Raw genomic sequence first — 16,357 nt, 5'->3', positions numbered from 1 at the left:
CCATGAAGATCACCGACCTGCGCTGCGCTGTGATAGGCAAACACCCCATCGTCCGCATCGTTACCGATGAGGGCCTTCATGGCCTGGGCGAAGTCGAGTTCACCAAGACCTACCTCAAGCCCTGGGTGCTGCATTTCCGCGAGGCGTTGATCGGCGAGGACCCGACCGACGTCGAGCGGGTGATGCTGAAGATCCGCCAGCGCGGCTCTTTCAAGCCCTATGGCGCGGCGGTAAGCGCGATCGAGCATGCGCTGTGGGACATCGCCGGCAAGGCCGCAGGCGTGCCGGCCTACAAACTGCTCGGCGGTAAGGTGCGCGACAAGGTGCGCGTCTATAACGGCTCGATCCGCAAGAAACGCACGGGCGACCGGCCGGAGGATTATGCCGCCGACGTCAAATGGATGATGCAGCAGCCGCAGAACTTCTTCATGATCAAGCAAGGAATCTCGTTCCACTCCAACATGAAGGACACCGTCGAGGGCTTCCATTACGGCGTGACGCAGAAGAAGGCCGGCTATCACGGTGCCATGGATCAGGGCGTGATCAGCGAGCGCGGCTTCAATCACATGCTCGACTGCGTGATCGCGATGAAGGAAGTGCTGGGCGACAAGGTCAGCCTGGCGCTCGACTGCGGCCCGGGCTGGATGCTGCCCGATGCGATCAAGTTCGCTCGCGCGGTCGAGAAGTACAATTTGATGTGGCTCGAGGACATGCTGACTGGCGACTATGTGCCGTGGGTCAATCCGCAGGCCTATCGGGAGCTGACCACCTCCACCTCGACGCCAATCCATACCGGCGAGCAGATCTACCTGCGCCATAATTTCAAGGAGCTGATCGAGACGCAGGCGGTGCGCGTCATCGGCCCCGATCCTGCCGATATCGGTGGCATCGCCGAGCTCAAATGGGTCGCCGAGCACGCCTACATCCATTCGATCCTGATGGCGCCGCACGGCACGGCGAACGGCCTGCTCGGCCTCGGCGCGCTGATCAATGTCTGCGCCACCTTGCCCGCCAATTACGTGGCGTTCGAATATCCCAGCGCCTCGGACCCGTGGTGGAACGACATCGTAATCGGCCTGCCCAAACGGGTGGTGAAGGATTCGATGATCGACCTGCTGGAAGCGCCGGGGCTCGGCCTCGATATCGACGCCGAAGCAGCCAGGAAGTATCTCAGGGAAGAGGATGCGGGCTTCTTCGACTGAGCCATCCCTATTTCGCCACCTGCACCACGCGGGCCGCTTCACGCTAATTGACATCCGCAATCACCGCTTCGGGTGTGCGCCGTGACAAGGCGGCACTTTCCAGTGGGTGCAAGCCCCACCCGGCAACCGCTCCAGCCGGAAGCAATCGGAGCAGTCATGGAGGAGACGAAATGGCTGGTGCGCCAGGAAAGCTGGCGAGTTATCATCGTGCGCTATGCCGATGATGTAATCGTCGGCTTCGAGCGCGAGGACGACGCCCATCGCTTCCTCGATGCGATGCGCGCGAGGCTTGAGGAGTTCATGCTGTCGCTCCATCCGGACAAGACACGCCTGATTGAGTTCGGCCGCTTCGCAGCGACCAATCGCAAGAGGCGCGGGCTCGGCAAACCGGAAACCTTCGCGTTCTTGGGGTTCACGTTCATCTGCGGAAAATCCCGCCAAGGGCACTTCCTGCCTCAACGGAAGACCCGAAGCGACCGCATGCGGGCGAAGCTCCAGGACATCAAGGTGGAGCTGCGGCGTCGAATGCATTGGCGATCCCCAAACAGGGGAAGTGGCTGAGGCAGGTCGTGACTGGGCACTTTGTCTACTTCGCGGTCCCAACGAACAGCCGGCCGCTATCGGCGTTCCGGCTCCATGTAAGCGACCTTTGGAGGCGCACGCTTCAGCGACGCAGCCAGAGGGGCGGCTTCACCTGGGACCGTATCGAAAAGCTGACCGGTGACTGGCTCCCCACGCCGCGTATCCTTCATCCGTGGCCGGACAGGCGTTTCGCCGTCAACCACCCAAGGTAGGAGCCACATGCGGGCAAGCCGCACGTGTGGATCTGAGCGGGGGGCGCCCAGCAATGGGCGTCCCTACCGCGAAAAGCCTTCGATTAGCGGGTCACGAATTGGTGACCGCGCGAGTGTGCAGGCCGCAACGTGAGTGAACGCTGAGCAAGCCTCGAAAAGGTCGATGAGGAGGTGGATGGCCAAGCCTATCGCGACATAGACGATGCAACGACAAGGATCGGCGAGTTCATCGAGGTGGTCTACAACAGGCAGCGCCTGCACTCTGCCTCGACTATCTCTCGCCGGACGCATACGAGACCAGTCTCATGCAACTACGGCAAAAGACACCAAACGCAATCCACAACAAGGAGAACTGTTACTGATTACTGTCTCACCGAAGGGGTGCACTACACTATGTCTCCGGTATAAAATGTAACCCATGTGTCCGGAACGGACCCAGCAATGCTGGTGCCCAGAGGCGGAATCCAAATGATGGAAAACTCTCTCTGTTTCCAAACGGTTAGGACTCACGCTATATCAGGGCTAGCCAACAAAAATACCAACGAAATAATTCTGTGGATTGGTTCGGTTCCCGGATATCGCTCTATCAGCTCAATGCCATCGCGTCCCGACTTTATCTCAAAAGCCCATTGCTATCGTTACTCGAGTTTGGTCCAGATAAGTCCTGGCGATCGCATTCCATGGTGCGTGAGCAAATCGCAGGTCCGCTGCCTCCGATTTCCCGACCTCTCATCGCTCCACCAATTGAAGATGGCGGAGCAAAGAGGCAGTTCAGGATACGCCTCGTCCATAACTTTGATGTTTATATCACACAGATCCGGAACGGTACGGCGGAAAAGTCCCTTTTGTCCTGGTCGGAAGCCTCATCTGAGGTGAAAGCGAGGTTGGGGGTGTGACGGTGCGGGCGTGAAGAGCATCGTCAGATTGTGCAGATTGCCCCTATCATCGCCCGCATAGGACATGATGGTTGCGCAACGGCACGCAGCAGCAATGCGCCCAGCGAGTCAAGGGTTAGGGTGATCGGACGCAAAGCCTGTTGGTGCTGGGTTCTTGCGAGCGCTGGACCGGTCGCGGCAAGCGGCCGCGCTACGTGCGCATCTTCGAAAGGGCAAACGGCGAGCTCTACGGGGATCGAGCGCATGCGTTGCGGCTTGCCAAACAGGTCATCAGAGCCCTCGACCAGAAACCGCTTGAGCCGATCGTCGCAGCGATGCTGGCGGATGGTCACAAGGCTGCGCTTTCGGCAATGGCCGTGTTGCGTGCGCGAGGACCACTGATGCGCGCTCCTACCGGGATTGGCCGCGGGACATCAGTCCGGCCAGTTTTGCCTGCCGTACCAATCGTCGATGTCGCGGCGGACGCGGTCCTTTTCGATGCCGTAGCGCTCCTGGATCGTGCCTTCGAGCTGGTCGCGGCGTCCTGCGATCCTGTCAAGGTCATCATCGGTGAGCTTGCCCCACTGCTCTTTTACCTTGCCCTTGATCTGCTTCCAGTTACCTTCGACGCGATTCCAATTCATGGTCGTCTCCTTTGCTTCCAGCCGCCGGCGACGGCGACCAGGTGGTACGGGCGGTGTCGCACGGCACTAAGCTATGAAAATGCCGCGCCAATGATCGGTGATGTGGCTGAGGCTCGCCGCAGAACTCGGATTGAGCCGAGCAACGATCTACCGACTGATCGAGGTATCCCGGAAAGGCGGGACCGTCACATCGCTTCTAGATCGCAAGCGCGGGCGGCCGAAGGGGTCTCGGACCCTCCACGAAAAGCGGCAAGAGATCATCCGCTCCACGATCGCGGGTTTCTATCTGAAGCCAACGCGCCCGCCTTTTTCGCGGCTGGTCCGGGAAGTGCAGGTAAATTGCATGTCCGCGGGGCTCAAGTCGCCGAACTGGCGCACGATCAAAGCACGCGTTGAGGAGATCGACCTCGAGAGGCGCGCCAAGCGGAGGGGCGAGAAGAAGATCGTAATGGCGACGACAGCGACGCCCGGCGAGTATTCCGCTTCACGACCATTGGAGATTGTCGAGATCGACCACACGAAAACCGAATGTTCATCGTCGATGAGGAGACGCGAAGCCGATCGGCGTCCATGGCTGACGCTGGCATTGGACGTTTGCAGCCGCATGGTGCCTGGATTTTACCTGACGATGGAGGCGCCGTCTCGGCTGTCAACCACTCACTGTCTGCTGCATTCCGTATTCGACAAGTCGGCCTGGCTGAGGGAGCGGGCCATAAACGATCCCTAGCCTATCGCCGGCACACCGGAAACGCTGCACGTAGACAATGGCCCCGACTTCCGCAGCCGCGCCTTTGAGCGGGGATGCCAGGATGCAGGGATCAAAATTGTCTAGCGACCAGCAGGCGAGTCGCATTATGGCGGCGGCCACATCGAGCGGTTGATTGGAACGCAGATGGGGGCGCTGCACCTTCTGCTCGGCACGACCCTCAGCAACGCGGAGGAACTCGGCGACTACGATCCCAAGCGCCACCACGCCCTGACCATGCGGCAGCTTGAGCACTATACCGCGCTCGAAATCGTTGGCTCCTACCGCCAATCGATCCACAGCGGCCTCGGCCGGCCGCCAATTGCCGTGTGGAGGGAGGACGGGGGTGAGATCCCGCTTCGGCTGCCGGAGGACCGGATGCGCTTCTGGCTGACATTTTTGCCCGAGGAAGAACGCACATTGAGACCGGCATTCACCTGTTCGGCCTGCGGTATTGGTCCCCTGCGCTGAGCGCCGATGTCGGGCGATGGCGTTATCAACTTAACTCGCGTTCAGGGATTTGCGGCATAGACCCGATGTCATGAACACCGCAACCGTCAGCTACAAGCGCCATCGTTTCCCGCCGCAGATCATCGCCAATGCGGTCTGGCTCTACTACAGGTTCCCCTTGAGCCTGCGTCTGATAGAGGAAATGCTGCTGGAGCGCGGGATCGTGGTTTCGTATGAGACAATCCGCCGGTGGGGCATCAAGTCGGTCCGCATTACGCTCGCCGCTTGCGCTCGCAAACAGCACAGCCGAAACGATGTCTGGCACCTGGACGAGGTCGTCATCACCATCGCCGGCAGGAAACACTGGTTGTGGCGCGCCGTTGACCAGGATGGCTATGTGCTCGACGAGATTGTCCAGAACCGCCGCAACACCAAAGCGGCCAAGCGCTTGCTGACGCGGCTGCTGAAGAAGCAAGGCGTCGCGCCGAAGCGCATGATCACCGACAAGCTGCGCTCCTATGGAGCAGCCAGGCGACAGGTGATGCCGGACGTCGAGCATCGGGCGCATAAGGGATTGAACAACCGTGCCGAGAATTCGCATGTGCCGCTGCGAAAACGGGAGCGGATTATGCAAGGCTTCCGATCACCAGAAGCACTGCAACGCTTCGTTTCGATCTTCTCGGCTCTGCGCAATCTCTTCGTCCCGCCCCGCTCAAAACGCTCCGCTCTCGCTACACATATTCACCGCCTGCAGGCCATGGCGGAATGGAAAGCCGTGGCCATGGTCAGCTGACATCAGCGGCTGCAGGTCTCAACGCGTGTATATGCAGACAACGTGACATCCCCGTTGGCGCAGAAATTCAGCATCTTCTCGCCGCCGACTTCGATCTCCGCCGACTGCATCGAGGAGATGACCCGCTCGGATTTGTAAAGCCCAGCTTGTTTAAGCCCCTGAAGTTCGCCCGAGATATGGGAAATAAAAGCACTGGTCATTGCAGGGCGGCCGTTCAATTGAAAGCGCCTCAGCCGGTTTATCGAACCGAGGCGCCAGGGGTTCCTTTGCGAGTCTAGGGATATGTGATTTCCGTCGACCAGGCCGGATCTGAATGCTTCTTCCAATAAAGATCCATCAAGCGCCTCGTAACTGGTCCGACCGACCCGTCCGAGATCGGCGTGCCGTCTACTTTCGTCACGGGCATGATGCCGCCAGCGGTCGAGGTGATGAATACCTCGTCTGCTCCGGACAGATCGGACCGGGAAACGTCTTCGGCGACCGCTTTGAGATTGGTTTCCGCGGCAAGATCGAAGACGCTACGACGTGTGATACCCGGCAAGACACCGAATGCCGGCGTACGCAGCCCACCGTCCTTGACGACGAACACGTTGAAGCCTGGGCCTTCGGCAATATTTCCATTCTCGTCAAGGACAAGGGCAGTCTCTCCGCCCGCGTCGTAGGCATCGAAAAGACCCTTCACGAGATCGAGCCAATGATAGTTTTTCACCTCCGGATCGACGGACTTCGGCGAGATGCGGACGCTCTCGCTGACAGATACATGCAGTCCTCGTTCGAGCTGCTCTTTGTTCGCGACTGAGCCGAACGGGACGGCGAAGGCGATGAAGCGGTTCTCAGATTGTCGAGGATCGCGACTGAACGTCGGAGATCCACCACGGGTGCAGATCATCTCGACATAAGCAGACTTGTGGCCGGAAAGTGCCACGCAGTTGTGCAGAATGTCCGTCACCTGCTCTCGGGAGTAAGGTATCTTCATGCGCAGACGCTGCACGCCACCCCAAAACCTGTCGAGATGAAGGTTGAGGCGGAAGAAGCGCCCTTCCCAGACGTGCGCGGTGTCGTATGTGGCGTCCGAATGGAGAAAGCCCCAGTCCAGCACCGATATCTTGGCTTCGGACATCGGCAAGTACTGACCGTCCATATATGCCACGCCGTGAGGATAACTGCGTGGATCTGTATGCGCGGTGTCCACTGCCGGCAAGTCTGCCGCTGGCTTGATGTTGGCGATTGTCATGATTGTCCTTCCTTCGAACCCCTGCTGATCGAGCATCCCTTGCCCGCCCACTTCTAGGCGCGCAGCAAAGACACCTCGCGCCACCGCGGATGTTTCGTCGATTGGCGGCTTTGGCCGGAAAGGCCGGCAGCCGTCGACTGCGGCGTACGGGTTGAGGACAGAGCCACCCCAGCCCGGCACGCCGCCGACCACACATTTGATCGCAGGAATTGGTGGGGAGAAATGAGCAATCTGCCGAAGCAGACGCAATGCTCACCTCAAAAAGCGTGCGGGCATGTAGGAAAAGTTGCAGAAGTCACGCTTCAGACTAGGACTCGTGGTTCGAACTTCACTCGGTCCAGAGTGATCATGCTGCGAAACTTCCGAACATTCGGGTTCGTGTAGAGCTTGGTTTTCACGAACACGTCGAACGCCTCCACATCCTCGACGGCGACTATCAACACGAAGTCCGCGTCTCCCGTCACCATGTAGCACTGGGTGACCTCTTTGGCTGCGCGCATGGCACGCTTAAAATCGTCGACGAGGTCCAGCCGCTCCCTGTCCAATTCAACGGTCAGTACCACGGTTAGGGACTTCCCCAACGCCTTCGGGTCAACCAGTGAGATGTCGGCGATGATCACGCCGTCCGCGCGGAGCTTGTTAACGCGCCGCATGCAAGAGGCTGCGGAAGAGCCAACGAGGTCGGCTAGCTCCGCGAAAGATAGCCGGTTGTTCTTCTGGAGGGCGGCCACGAGGCGCCGATCGAGATCATCAAGCATCGGAAAGTATGCTCCCTTGCTCATGAGCGATAGCTACTCCCCGGGCCGGTGACAAGTGTTGGACCGCAAGAGAATAACCGTCCTGCCTGCTGATACATGCCATTGATCCTCAGTTTGAGATCGAAACGTTTCACATCTCCAGTGATTTTGCGGGATGTGCGTCATCTCGTACGTGCACTCTCGCGTTCGACAGACTGAGGCGCCGCTCTCTCTTTACCGACTGGGCGCAGGACGGGGATGTCACGTTGTCTGCATATACACGCGTTGAGACCTGCAGCCGCTGATGTCAGCTGACCATGGCCACGGCTTTCCATTCCGCCATGGCCTGCAGGCGGTGAATATGTGTAGCGAGAGCGGAGCGTTTTGAGCGGGGCGGGACGAAGAGATTGCGCAGAGCCGAGAAGATCGAAACGAAGCGTTGCAGTGCTTCTGGTGATCGGAAGCCTTGCATAATCCGCTCCCGTTTTCGCAGCGGCACATGCGAATTCTCGGCACGGTTGTTCAATCCCTTATGCGCCCGATGCTCGACGTCCGGCATCACCTGTCGCCTGGCTGCTCCATAGGAGCGCAGCTTGTCGGTGATCATGCGCTTCGGCGCGACGCCTTGCTTCTTCAGCAGCCGCGTCAGCAAGCGCTTGGCCGCTTTGGTGTTGCGGCGGTTCTGGACAATCTCGTCGAGCACATAGCCATCCTGGTCAACGGCGCGCCACAACCAGTGTTTCCTGCCGGCGATGGTGATGACGACCTCGTCCAGGTGCCAGACATCGTTTCGGCTGTGCTGTTTGCGAGCGCAAGCGGCGAGCGTAATGCGGACCGAACTTGATGCCCCACCGGCGGATTGTCTCATACGAAACCACGATCCCGCGCTCCAGCAGCATTTCCTCTATCAGACGCAGGCTCAAGGGGAACCTGTAGTAGAGCCAGACCGCATTGGCGATGATCTGCGGCGGGAAACGATGGCGCTTGTAGCTGACGGTTGCGGTGTTCATGACATCGGGTCTATGCCGCAAATCCCTGAACGCGAGTTAAGTTGATAACGCCCTCGAATGACTTCTCCGCGGGACGCCAAAAGCCGTCTCAGGCACCCCTAATTTACTCCCGCGTCTCACGCCGCCATTCGCGTCAATAGCCCTTGTCGGACGAGATCGATATTCGCGGCAAGTGCGCCTGCGACGTCGTCCAGCGGGTGGGCTGCGTCGACAAACGGTGCGAAGGAGAAGGGGCCCTCATAACCGCCATCAAGCAGCGCCTGGATCTGGCTGCCATTGTCGGAACCTGCTAGGACGCGATCCGGGTAAATCCAGTGGATTGGATCGTTCACGCTTGAAATGTGCACGAGACCGGTCAGGTCGCAGGAGAAGAACGGCTCCCCGGCGAGCGTGTGATGAAACGTGTCGTGCACGAGGCGGAAGACGGACTGGCCATCAATGGCGGCAATGGCCTTAGCCGCTTCGTTCTTCGATCGAAGCGAGCAGGTCTGGAAGCCCAGCGGCTCGATGAGACCGATCAGGCCGCGCGACTGGAGGATCGGCTTCAGCGCCTTCAAGGCAAAGCGGAGATCGCCCCGGCGCTCGCCATTGGCGGGCCCGTTGACCGGCACGAGCATGAGCGTCTTGGCGCCGCAGGCCGCCGCATAATCGGCGAGCTTGCTCGCTTCGGCCTTGCGGGCGGGTGTCCACTCATTGAAGCGCTGCAAGGCATTGATGGAAATAATCCCAACGCCTGCTTCAGCGGCGGCAGACCGGACGTCCGCCGCCGGCATGCCGCGTGCAATAGCATTGCTGCGCTGTTGGCTGCGGATCTGGACATCGGTCAGGCCCTGGTCACGGGCAAAAGCGAAAAGTGCCCTGACGTCGAGTCCGGACGTCGCCATGTGGTCGAGTGCAAAGCGGGGCGCTGCTTGGCGCATGGCTTGGCTTTCCTTCAATGTTCCGGGAAATCTTTCTTTAACGCTATTGCGACACTTGACTTAAGACAAACGATTAGATCAGATGTTTTTCATCTGAAAAGGAGATGGCTGATGAACAGCGCCGCCCTCCGGTTTTTCCAGGCGGTTGTGAGAGCAAACAGCACGGATTGGAGCACAATGGCTGGCCAGGGTGCTCCGCTTGCGCGTGCCATGCGGCCAAACTCATTTCGAGGTCAGCACTGCTGCTCTTAAGACCGAGGTTCAACAATCAAATCGAGATCAGTAAGTGTGATTGTCGTCGAAGGTGACCCGCAGCAGCCGAGTGCCCCATCTGTGGGATGCCTCTCGTTTTGCCAAAACTTGGAGGGTCACACGATCTTCGCATGATGGGGTCGGAACAAGAACTGCTCAAAATCGTACGAGGCATTTATCAACCAAAGGCAGCTACGGTTAATTTGATGATGATTCCTCCACCCAGGCTTCGGCGCATCTGACGCCCCGTGGCGACGCGAAAAACGCTCAGTAGCTGCAGCGCCGGCGGCACGCGCGACCAGATGGTCCTCAAGACTTCTAGACCATGCCGGGTTTTCCGAACGGCGCTCCCGGATACCACGCGCTGTGACCATCGGAAGCCAACCTCGTGGAAAGGTCGGCATGCTGCTGGCTGATATGATGAAAGACGCCGGCGATGGTGCGGCGGACGCGGGAGTTGAAGCCCTCTACCGAATTGGCGTGGACGGCATCGCGAACATACTCACCACTGGAATGCTTCACGGTCTCCTGCTTGGCAAAGCTTCTCACCAATGGCCATGAATGCTTTCCACTCGTCGCTCATCAAATGAGCTCTCGACTCGATCTGCGCTTTAATGACGCGTCGCTTGCTCGCGCTGAGAGACCGGTCACGACCGCGGCACGCGCGTCACCGGCCGGAGCGCCGGTCGTGACGTCGGTGGTCGCTGCACCATGGCCATAACCGGCGCCTATCGATACTGATGCCGCGCTCGGCCATCATTTCCTTCAAATCGCGAAGGCTCAAGCCGTAGGCCAGATACCAGCGAACGCAAAGCAGAATGACGGACTGGTCGAAATGGCGGCCCTTGAACATCTGAACTCTCCGGCGAAACTACCAGAGGCCGTGCCATGCGCCTGGTTACCGAAGACTTTGCAACACAGCCTCGCGCACATCTTCTGCTGAAAACCCGCACGCAGACCCTCGATGGCTCCCTGCGGTCGACCTTCCGGCAAATGGTATCCCGGCATGGCGAACGACAATCACGAGAACGGCGAAATGGTCCGCGCGGCTTGACCGCCCCACAAATCCTCATGCTCCCCTCGTACGGGCGTGAAGCATCTCGAGCATCGCAGGCCCGGCGCGTTCGACGATGGCGACGCCGGCCAGCAATCCTGCGCGCAGTTACGGGGCAGGAGCGGGTTAGCCGCGGAAGGAAGGGGCTTCCATTGCGCATGGGGATATTGAACCAGTCGAGGACATGCTCGCTCGCCTGCGATCATTCCGCGTGCGACGGGACTTCTTCCCAACTGCCGATACGAAAGGTAATATCCTGATTGGGTGCTTCTTGGTCGAGAGTACGCCGTTGCAGTTCGCGATCATAGCCGCGCCGTCTTCAGCCAGCGAGCGGCCTACGATCAGCTCGAATTTTTCTTCCGGTCGTCACGGGGCGGATGTACTCGGGAACCGGGCAGGTTCACGCGGGCATGCATCCTGCATGAAGGATAACTGACAGGCGAGCGTTACCGCTTTCGCTAAGACGCCGCCAATTCCGGCGGCATTGGCGGCCGAGCGAGCGCCGTTCGACGCGCAAATTATTCGCCATTGGACTTTAGAAAGGCGATCGTCGCTAAGATCAGCTTGTCCACGGTCTTGGCACTCTGTTCAACGCCGAAACCATGATCAACGGGTTCAGCCCACAGTTCTTCCGGACCGTCGTGATAAGCCAGCAACGACTTGGCGAGAACGGGTTGGGGAAAGACGATGCTGTCGCGCGTGCCGACCGCGAGGAACAGCGGCCCCTTGTAGCGCGAGATTTCGCCGGCGGGCTGCACCGCGTATAGGCTCTCGAAGAAGCGGCCTTTCAAGGGAATTTCCTTCCCATCTCCGACGCGCTTGGCCGGATAGACTTTATCGCCCGCTGTCACAGCTTCCGCCATCTGCTTCTCGCCAAAAATGGAGATGAACGCTGCCGGAAGATTGATGCCGGGGTTCCAGAGCACGACAGACTTTAAAGGCGTTTTCGTCCGGCCGGCAACTGCTGTCGTGACCGCACCGCCCAGGCTCATTCCCATCAACGAAATACGTTTGCCGTCGACGCTGTCATTCGTCGATAGGAAGTCGAGCGCCGCTTGTGCGTCCGTTATCTCGGTTTCGACGGTCATGTCTTCGAATTTGCCGTCGCTCGCGCCGCTGCCGCGAAAATCGATCCGAAGCGAAGCGATGCCATTCTTTGCGAGCACCGGCGCGGCACGCCCGAACAGGCCTTCCTTCACCGCCTCCGAACTCCATTCGTTGCGGCTGCCGGTGAAACCGTGAAGCATCAGGATGACGGGAGGATTCGCGACATCATCCGGCGTGACCATCGTGCCTACGATTGTCTGGCCTTCGACTTGGAACTTGATGGTGGCCTCCTTGGCTTGCGCCGAAACTAAAAAAGTTGTCATCAGCATTCCCAGTGACGCTGCAACGGTTCGGTGTAGCTGTTTCATAGCTGCTCTCTCCTTGTTGTTTGAATTTGCGCGGCCGGTCAAAAGCTGATGGCGCGGCCGTATCGGACTGGCATTAGACATTGACGTGTCTCACCGCCGCGATGCCTAATTTCCGCGAAGATCGCCGGTTATGAATTGAGCTCGACCAAGGCCGCAGGACCAATCCGCGTCACCATTTTCTACGATACTGACCACAACATCTGCAGGGTCGATCGCACACACATCCAAAAGCCCTGTTGCAACGAAACGATAGAAGGCCTGTTTGTCGTCAGTTGACCGCGCTCGCGAGATCACCTCGATAATGATCAGCCTGTCACTGCGAAAAAGACCAAGACCGGTATCCTCCGCGCGCACATGCGATCTCTCGTGTTGGATCAGGATCTGATAGCGATCGGCTGGCGGTACATGGAAAGCCCTGACCACCGCCTCATGGATGCAGTCGAGGATCTTGTCCTGCTCCCCAGGCGATCGGCCCTTCAGAAGGTTAATTTTTATCAGCGGCATGGGTCGTCCTCGGAAATAGGAAGAGGGCGGGGACGCGCACTCGGCGTCCCGGTGAAGTTTCAGATTGCCCTCGCAGGTAGGCCGGTTGGGGCAGCCTCGGGCTCCCCAGCCAGCGCGCAGGGGAACCAGAGAACATTTACGACTGCGCTCATGATCGCGATCGCAATGGGATAGGCCAGGCCCGCATAAATGTTGCCCGTGTAGGCAACCAGCGACAGGTTGATGAGGGGAACAAAGCCGCCAAACACGCCTGTTCCGATGTGATAGGGCAGCGAGAGCGAGGTGTAGCGCAATTTCGCCGGGAAGAGCTCGACGAGGAAAGCTGCCATAGGGCCATAGACCAATCCGACGAAAACGAGTTGGGCGACGATCAGCGCTGTTACCAAAACGAAGTTCTGGGCAGCGACGGCGGCGGCGATGCCCTGATAGATTGGAACATAGAACACGGCTGCCAGAATGAAACCGGTGACAATCAACTTGCGACGGCCGATCCGGTCGGACAAGGCGCCGAAGAAAACGATGAGGGGCGTTCCGATCACCAAAGCAGCAGCAAGGCAAATGTTCGCTGTCAGGAAGTCAAGCTTCAGCACGCTTTGCAAGAAATACAGTGCGTAGAACTGGCCTGTATACCAAACGCACCCCAGGCCGGCGGTCGCCCCGAACAGTGCAAAGGCTGCATAACGCACGCCATCACCGGTGGCGAAACTCTCACGGATTGGGCTCTTTGCGGTCTTCCCGCCTTTGCGAAGCTCCTCGAAGACCGGGGATTCGCTCAGCTTGAGGCGCAGATAAAGGGACAGCACGATCAAAACCGATGATAGCAGGAACGGAATTCTCCAACCCCATTGCTTGAAGAGTTCTTCGCCGAGCGACAGCCGACACGTAAGCACGACGACAATCGCCAGAAAAAAGCCGACGGTTGCCGTTGTCTGGATAAAGCTCGTGAAGAACCCGCGCCGGTTCGCCGGTGCGTGTTCTGCAACGTAAACGGCGGCGCCGCCGTATTCGCCGCCTATCGCCAATCCCTGGATCAGCCGAAGGACCACAAGAGCGATCGGTGCGAAATATCCCGCGGTCTCAAAGGTTGGCAAGACGCCGACGAGCGCGGTCGCAATGCCCATCAGAAGGAGCGTCATCAAGAACGTGCTCTTGCGTCCGACGCGGTCGCCGATGCTGCCGAACAGCAGGGCTCCCAATGGGCGCACGAGGAAGCCTGTGGCAAAGGTTGCGACGCTGATCAGAACAGCTGCCGTCGGTTCATTGGCAGGGTAGAAGAGCGTTGAGAAGAAAATCGCCAGACTTCCGTAAAGATAGAAGTCGTACCATTCGATGACCGTGCCGGCGCTTGATGCAAGGACGACGGTCCAGATACCTGGTTTGCGCACGGAGTCGCCCCTTTCCTGTAGCTGTTGCATGCTGCAGTTCCCCTTTTATGTTTTGAAAGCAGTCGGCCCTCTCTTCAGGGCCGTGGTAAGTCAGCTCGCGATGCGCTGATCGAATGCGTAGACCCCAAGTCTTTCGCCTGCCTCGCGCACCGTTCGGCGAACGATGTCCTTCGCCGACGGCAGATCGTTGATGAGGCCCACCGCCTCACCGACAGTCACGTTGGCCGTGTCATAGTCGCCGGAGGCCCATGCCGCCTCGACCTTCGACAATTCTTCGGAATGCAGCGTGCGCAGCTCTTCTTCCCGCCCGTGCCACTTGTCGATGAAGCCGTTTTTGAGCAGTCGGCCGGTATAGCCAGCGGGCCAGGCCTTCTGACGGACGATATCGTAGACGGAAGTCCGGATTGTCTCGTCGCCAGAGGCCGCGACTACCTTGTCCTTGGCTGCCGGAGGGATGAGCGACTCGCGCGTAGCCCAGAACCTGGTTCCCATCAGGACCCCGTCTGCTCCGAGCATCAGCGAAGCGGCCAGGCCCCTACCGTCGGCAATGCCGCCTGCCGCCACGACAATGACAGAAGGCGAAATCTTTGCCACCAGATCCACGACTGCGGGAACGAAGGGCATGGTTGACCGCGCGACCAGGCCATGGCCGCCGGCCTCGGTCCCCTGAACAATAAGAACGTCGGCGCCAACGTCGATTGCGCGCCGGGCATGTTCGAGTGTGTGGATCATGCAAATCAGCGGAACACCCGCCTGCTTGACCCGTGCCGCGAGCTTCGCCGGATCCGAAAACGAAAGCATCATCGCGGACGGACGCTCCGCAAGTGCGCGGTCAAACAGATCAAGGTCGGCTTCGACTGCCCAGGCGATGAACCCGCAGCCAACGCGTTCATTGGTAATCAGCGACGACTCTGTTTCGTACCATTGACGATCAGCATATCCCCCACCCAACAGGCCCAGACCGCCGGCGTCGGCGACGGCGGACGCAAGCGCGCCACCCGCGGCCGGGGTCATCGGGGCAAGGATGATGGGATGCTCGATTTCGAAAAATTCTGTCAGACGCGTTCGTATCGTCATCAATACTTCTCCCAGCTTGAGGAAGTTCCCGGAAATTTTTCTTTGACGCTATTGCGACACTTGACTTAAGACAAACGATTAGATCAGATGTTTTTCATCTGAAAAGGAGATGGCCGATGAACAGCGCCGACCTCAGGTTTTTCCAGGCGGTGGTGAGAGCAAACAGTATCGGAGGGGCTGCCGGTGTGCTCAACACGGTGCAATCCAACGTCACCGCGAGAATAAAATCGCTTGAGGAGGAAATCGGTGCTCCGCTTTTTCATCGCTCCAGGCGAGGGGTTACACTGACAGCCACCGGCATTCAGCTCGTTCCCTATGCCGAGCGCGTCGGAGAGCTCCTGGACGAAGCCAAGCGCGTCGTCACAGACCGCGGTACGCCGTGCGGTTTACTCAGGATCGGCTCCATGGAGACCACTGCAGCGCTTCGCCTTCCGCCGATCCTGATCCGCTATGCTGCAGAATATCCAGAGGTCGACGTACTGGTGGAGGCTGCCCCGACGGAACAGCTCGTCAGCGAGGTCGTCGGACGCAAACTGGATGGCGCGTTCGTCTCCGGCCCCATCGCTCATCCCGAACTGAAGAGCCTATCGATCGTCGAAGAGGAGCTCGTTGTGATCTCCTCGCCGCGGTTTCGCGAGCTTTCGGATCTGAAGGCCTTGGCCGCATCGCCGGCTCTGAAGGTCCTCGCTTTTCGATCGGGCTGTTCTTATCGCCGGCGCATGGACATGTTCCTGGCGGCGTGTGGGGTAACTCATGTCCGCTGGATGGAACTCGGAACAATGGACGGGATCATCGGCTGCGTCTCCGCCGGGGTAGGGATGGCCATGCTACCTCGGGGGGTCGTTCAGGATGCGGCAGCCGACGGACAGGTCATCATACACCAGCTACCTGACAATCTGCGGTCGGCGCCGACTGTTTTTGTGACGCGGAGCGACGAGTATCTCTCCGCGGCACTTCAGGCTTTCATGGCGGTGGCGTCTGAGGCGCATTCACGGCCTCAGCCGGAAGGACCAGAGCCGGCCCGACAACTGCAGCGGGCTTAAGAAAGGTCGAGCAAAAACGGGTCAGTCAGATCTATCTGACGCATCACCAGCATCTTTGCGATATCGCCCGGCGGGTTTGCCCCGATGCGCGCATACACGAGCTGGCCGTGCCGCTCGAGCCGGAACGCCGAGCTGCGTGACACGTCGAAGCCCAGAGCTGCCCTATCAAGGCCGGCCGGGCCGGCGACTAGCACCCGGCAGCCGGGCAGCGCGCCAAAAGGAC

Annotated in this window: 14 protein-coding genes and 4 pseudogenes; 6 read left to right on the top strand and 12 right to left on the bottom strand. The window is 59.3% G+C overall.

Annotated features, from left to right (window positions below):
• Positions 1 to 2 precede the first annotated feature (2 nt).
• Both AC0NID_RS01840 and AC0NID_RS01835 read left to right on the top strand, forming a co-directional pair.
• The gene (locus AC0NID_RS01840) at positions 3 to 1,202 is read left to right on the top strand and encodes a mandelate racemase/muconate lactonizing enzyme family protein (protein WP_473458740.1); all 1,200 of its coding nucleotides are present in this window, start codon (positions 3 to 5) and stop codon (positions 1,200 to 1,202) included.
• Between the two features lie 156 nt (positions 1,203 to 1,358).
• Complete coding sequence (locus AC0NID_RS01835; RefSeq protein WP_473458742.1) at positions 1,359 to 1,763, top strand: reverse transcriptase domain-containing protein; 405 nt, start codon at positions 1,359 to 1,361, stop codon at positions 1,761 to 1,763.
• A gap of 1,542 nt (positions 1,764 to 3,305) precedes the next feature.
• Here AC0NID_RS01835 and AC0NID_RS01830 read toward each other — a convergent pair.
• Positions 3,306 to 3,515, bottom strand: coding sequence for a CsbD family protein (locus AC0NID_RS01830; RefSeq protein ID WP_473458746.1), 210 nt, complete (start codon positions 3,513 to 3,515; stop codon positions 3,306 to 3,308).
• A 343-nt stretch (positions 3,516 to 3,858) separates the two neighbouring features.
• Here AC0NID_RS01830 and AC0NID_RS01825 point away from each other — a divergent pair, with 343 nt between their 5' ends.
• From AC0NID_RS01825 to AC0NID_RS01815, 3 genes are all read left to right on the top strand, one after another.
• The gene (locus AC0NID_RS01825) at positions 3,859 to 4,242 is read left to right on the top strand and encodes a hypothetical protein (protein WP_473458748.1); all 384 of its coding nucleotides are present in this window, start codon (positions 3,859 to 3,861) and stop codon (positions 4,240 to 4,242) included.
• A 165-nt stretch (positions 4,243 to 4,407) separates the two neighbouring features.
• Entirely contained in the window at positions 4,408 to 4,731 is a 324-nt protein-coding gene (locus AC0NID_RS01820; RefSeq protein ID WP_473458750.1) for a hypothetical protein, read from the top strand.
• Positions 4,732 to 4,801: 70 nt separating this feature from the next.
• Complete coding sequence (locus AC0NID_RS01815; protein WP_474033413.1) at positions 4,802 to 5,503, top strand: IS6 family transposase; 702 nt, start codon at positions 4,802 to 4,804, stop codon at positions 5,501 to 5,503.
• A 35-nt stretch (positions 5,504 to 5,538) separates the two neighbouring features.
• On the opposite strand, the pseudogene AC0NID_RS01810 reads toward AC0NID_RS01815, so the two are convergent.
• The 11 genes and pseudogenes from AC0NID_RS01810 to AC0NID_RS01760 form a co-directional block, all read right to left on the bottom strand.
• Positions 5,539 to 5,703 (bottom strand): annotated as a pseudogene (locus AC0NID_RS01810) (glycine C-acetyltransferase); the annotation flags it as partial.
• Between the two features lie 74 nt (positions 5,704 to 5,777).
• Positions 5,778 to 6,737: an aminotransferase class IV gene (locus AC0NID_RS01805; protein WP_473459508.1), complete on the bottom strand. Its 960-nt coding sequence runs from the start codon at positions 6,735 to 6,737 to the stop codon at positions 5,778 to 5,780.
• 302 nt (positions 6,738 to 7,039) lie between these two features.
• Positions 7,040 to 7,519, bottom strand: a complete 480-nt coding sequence (locus AC0NID_RS01800) for an Lrp/AsnC family transcriptional regulator (protein WP_473459506.1) — start codon at positions 7,517 to 7,519, stop codon at positions 7,040 to 7,042.
• A 262-nt stretch (positions 7,520 to 7,781) separates the two neighbouring features.
• Positions 7,782 to 8,484: pseudogene (locus tag AC0NID_RS01795) on the bottom strand (IS6 family transposase).
• Between the two features lie 116 nt (positions 8,485 to 8,600).
• Entirely contained in the window at positions 8,601 to 9,404 is an 804-nt protein-coding gene (locus AC0NID_RS01790) for a TIM barrel protein (protein WP_473562975.1), read from the bottom strand.
• Positions 9,405 to 9,834: 430 nt separating this feature from the next.
• Positions 9,835 to 10,381, bottom strand: a pseudogene (locus AC0NID_RS01785) (transposase); the annotation flags it as partial.
• A pseudogene (locus AC0NID_RS01780) lies at positions 10,366 to 10,509 on the bottom strand (IS6 family transposase); the annotation flags it as partial. The pseudogenes AC0NID_RS01780 and AC0NID_RS01785, both read right to left, overlap by 16 nt.
• 719 nt (positions 10,510 to 11,228) lie before the next feature.
• The gene (locus AC0NID_RS01775; RefSeq protein ID WP_473458554.1) at positions 11,229 to 12,125 is read right to left on the bottom strand and encodes an alpha/beta hydrolase family protein; all 897 of its coding nucleotides are present in this window, start codon (positions 12,123 to 12,125) and stop codon (positions 11,229 to 11,231) included.
• Positions 12,126 to 12,230: 105 nt separating this feature from the next.
• The gene (locus AC0NID_RS01770) at positions 12,231 to 12,629 is read right to left on the bottom strand and encodes a tautomerase family protein (protein WP_473458552.1); all 399 of its coding nucleotides are present in this window, start codon (positions 12,627 to 12,629) and stop codon (positions 12,231 to 12,233) included.
• Positions 12,630 to 12,688: 59 nt separating this feature from the next.
• Positions 12,689 to 14,044: an MFS transporter gene (locus AC0NID_RS01765; RefSeq protein ID WP_473458550.1), complete on the bottom strand. Its 1,356-nt coding sequence runs from the start codon at positions 14,042 to 14,044 to the stop codon at positions 12,689 to 12,691.
• 60 nt (positions 14,045 to 14,104) lie between these two features.
• Complete coding sequence (locus AC0NID_RS01760; RefSeq protein WP_473458548.1) at positions 14,105 to 15,091, bottom strand: NAD(P)H-dependent flavin oxidoreductase; 987 nt, start codon at positions 15,089 to 15,091, stop codon at positions 14,105 to 14,107.
• Positions 15,092 to 15,207: 116 nt separating this feature from the next.
• Between AC0NID_RS01760 and AC0NID_RS01755 the strand changes: the two genes are divergently transcribed.
• Positions 15,208 to 16,134, top strand: coding sequence for a LysR family transcriptional regulator (locus AC0NID_RS01755; protein ID WP_473458546.1), 927 nt, complete (start codon positions 15,208 to 15,210; stop codon positions 16,132 to 16,134).
• The last annotated feature ends 223 nt before the right edge of the window (positions 16,135 to 16,357 follow it).

The organism is Mesorhizobium sp. WSM4821 (assembly GCF_055901555.1).
Note: the sequence above shows the minus strand (reverse complement) of the source record. Positions and strands in the feature narration are given on the sequence as shown.

What these genes read in the sequence shown, in the direction of transcription:
- AC0NID_RS01805 (WP_473459508.1), bottom strand. Translation starts at nt 6,737, where the DNA reads ATGACAATCGCCAACATCAAGCCAGCGGCAGACTTGCCGGCAGTGGAC.
- AC0NID_RS01800 (WP_473459506.1), bottom strand. Translation starts at nt 7,519, where the DNA reads ATGAGCAAGGGAGCATACTTTCCGATGCTTGATGATCTCGATCGGCGC.
- AC0NID_RS01830 (WP_473458746.1), bottom strand. Translation starts at nt 3,515, where the DNA reads ATGAATTGGAATCGCGTCGAAGGTAACTGGAAGCAGATCAAGGGCAAG.
- AC0NID_RS01825 (WP_473458748.1), top strand. Translation starts at nt 3,859, where the DNA reads ATGTCCGCGGGGCTCAAGTCGCCGAACTGGCGCACGATCAAAGCACGC.
- AC0NID_RS01770 (WP_473458552.1), bottom strand. Translation starts at nt 12,629, where the DNA reads ATGCCGCTGATAAAAATTAACCTTCTGAAGGGCCGATCGCCTGGGGAG.
- AC0NID_RS01775 (WP_473458554.1), bottom strand. Translation starts at nt 12,125, where the DNA reads ATGAAACAGCTACACCGAACCGTTGCAGCGTCACTGGGAATGCTGATG.
- AC0NID_RS01755 (WP_473458546.1), top strand. Translation starts at nt 15,208, where the DNA reads ATGAACAGCGCCGACCTCAGGTTTTTCCAGGCGGTGGTGAGAGCAAAC.
- AC0NID_RS01790 (WP_473562975.1), bottom strand. Translation starts at nt 9,404, where the DNA reads ATGCGCCAAGCAGCGCCCCGCTTTGCACTCGACCACATGGCGACGTCC.
- AC0NID_RS01815 (WP_474033413.1), top strand. Translation starts at nt 4,802, where the DNA reads ATGAACACCGCAACCGTCAGCTACAAGCGCCATCGTTTCCCGCCGCAG.
- AC0NID_RS01765 (WP_473458550.1), bottom strand. Translation starts at nt 14,044, where the DNA reads ATGCAACAGCTACAGGAAAGGGGCGACTCCGTGCGCAAACCAGGTATC.
- AC0NID_RS01840 (WP_473458740.1), top strand. Translation starts at nt 3, where the DNA reads ATGAAGATCACCGACCTGCGCTGCGCTGTGATAGGCAAACACCCCATC.
- AC0NID_RS01760 (WP_473458548.1), bottom strand. Translation starts at nt 15,091, where the DNA reads ATGACGATACGAACGCGTCTGACAGAATTTTTCGAAATCGAGCATCCC.
- AC0NID_RS01820 (WP_473458750.1), top strand. Translation starts at nt 4,408, where the DNA reads ATGGGGGCGCTGCACCTTCTGCTCGGCACGACCCTCAGCAACGCGGAG.
- AC0NID_RS01835 (WP_473458742.1), top strand. Translation starts at nt 1,359, where the DNA reads ATGGAGGAGACGAAATGGCTGGTGCGCCAGGAAAGCTGGCGAGTTATC.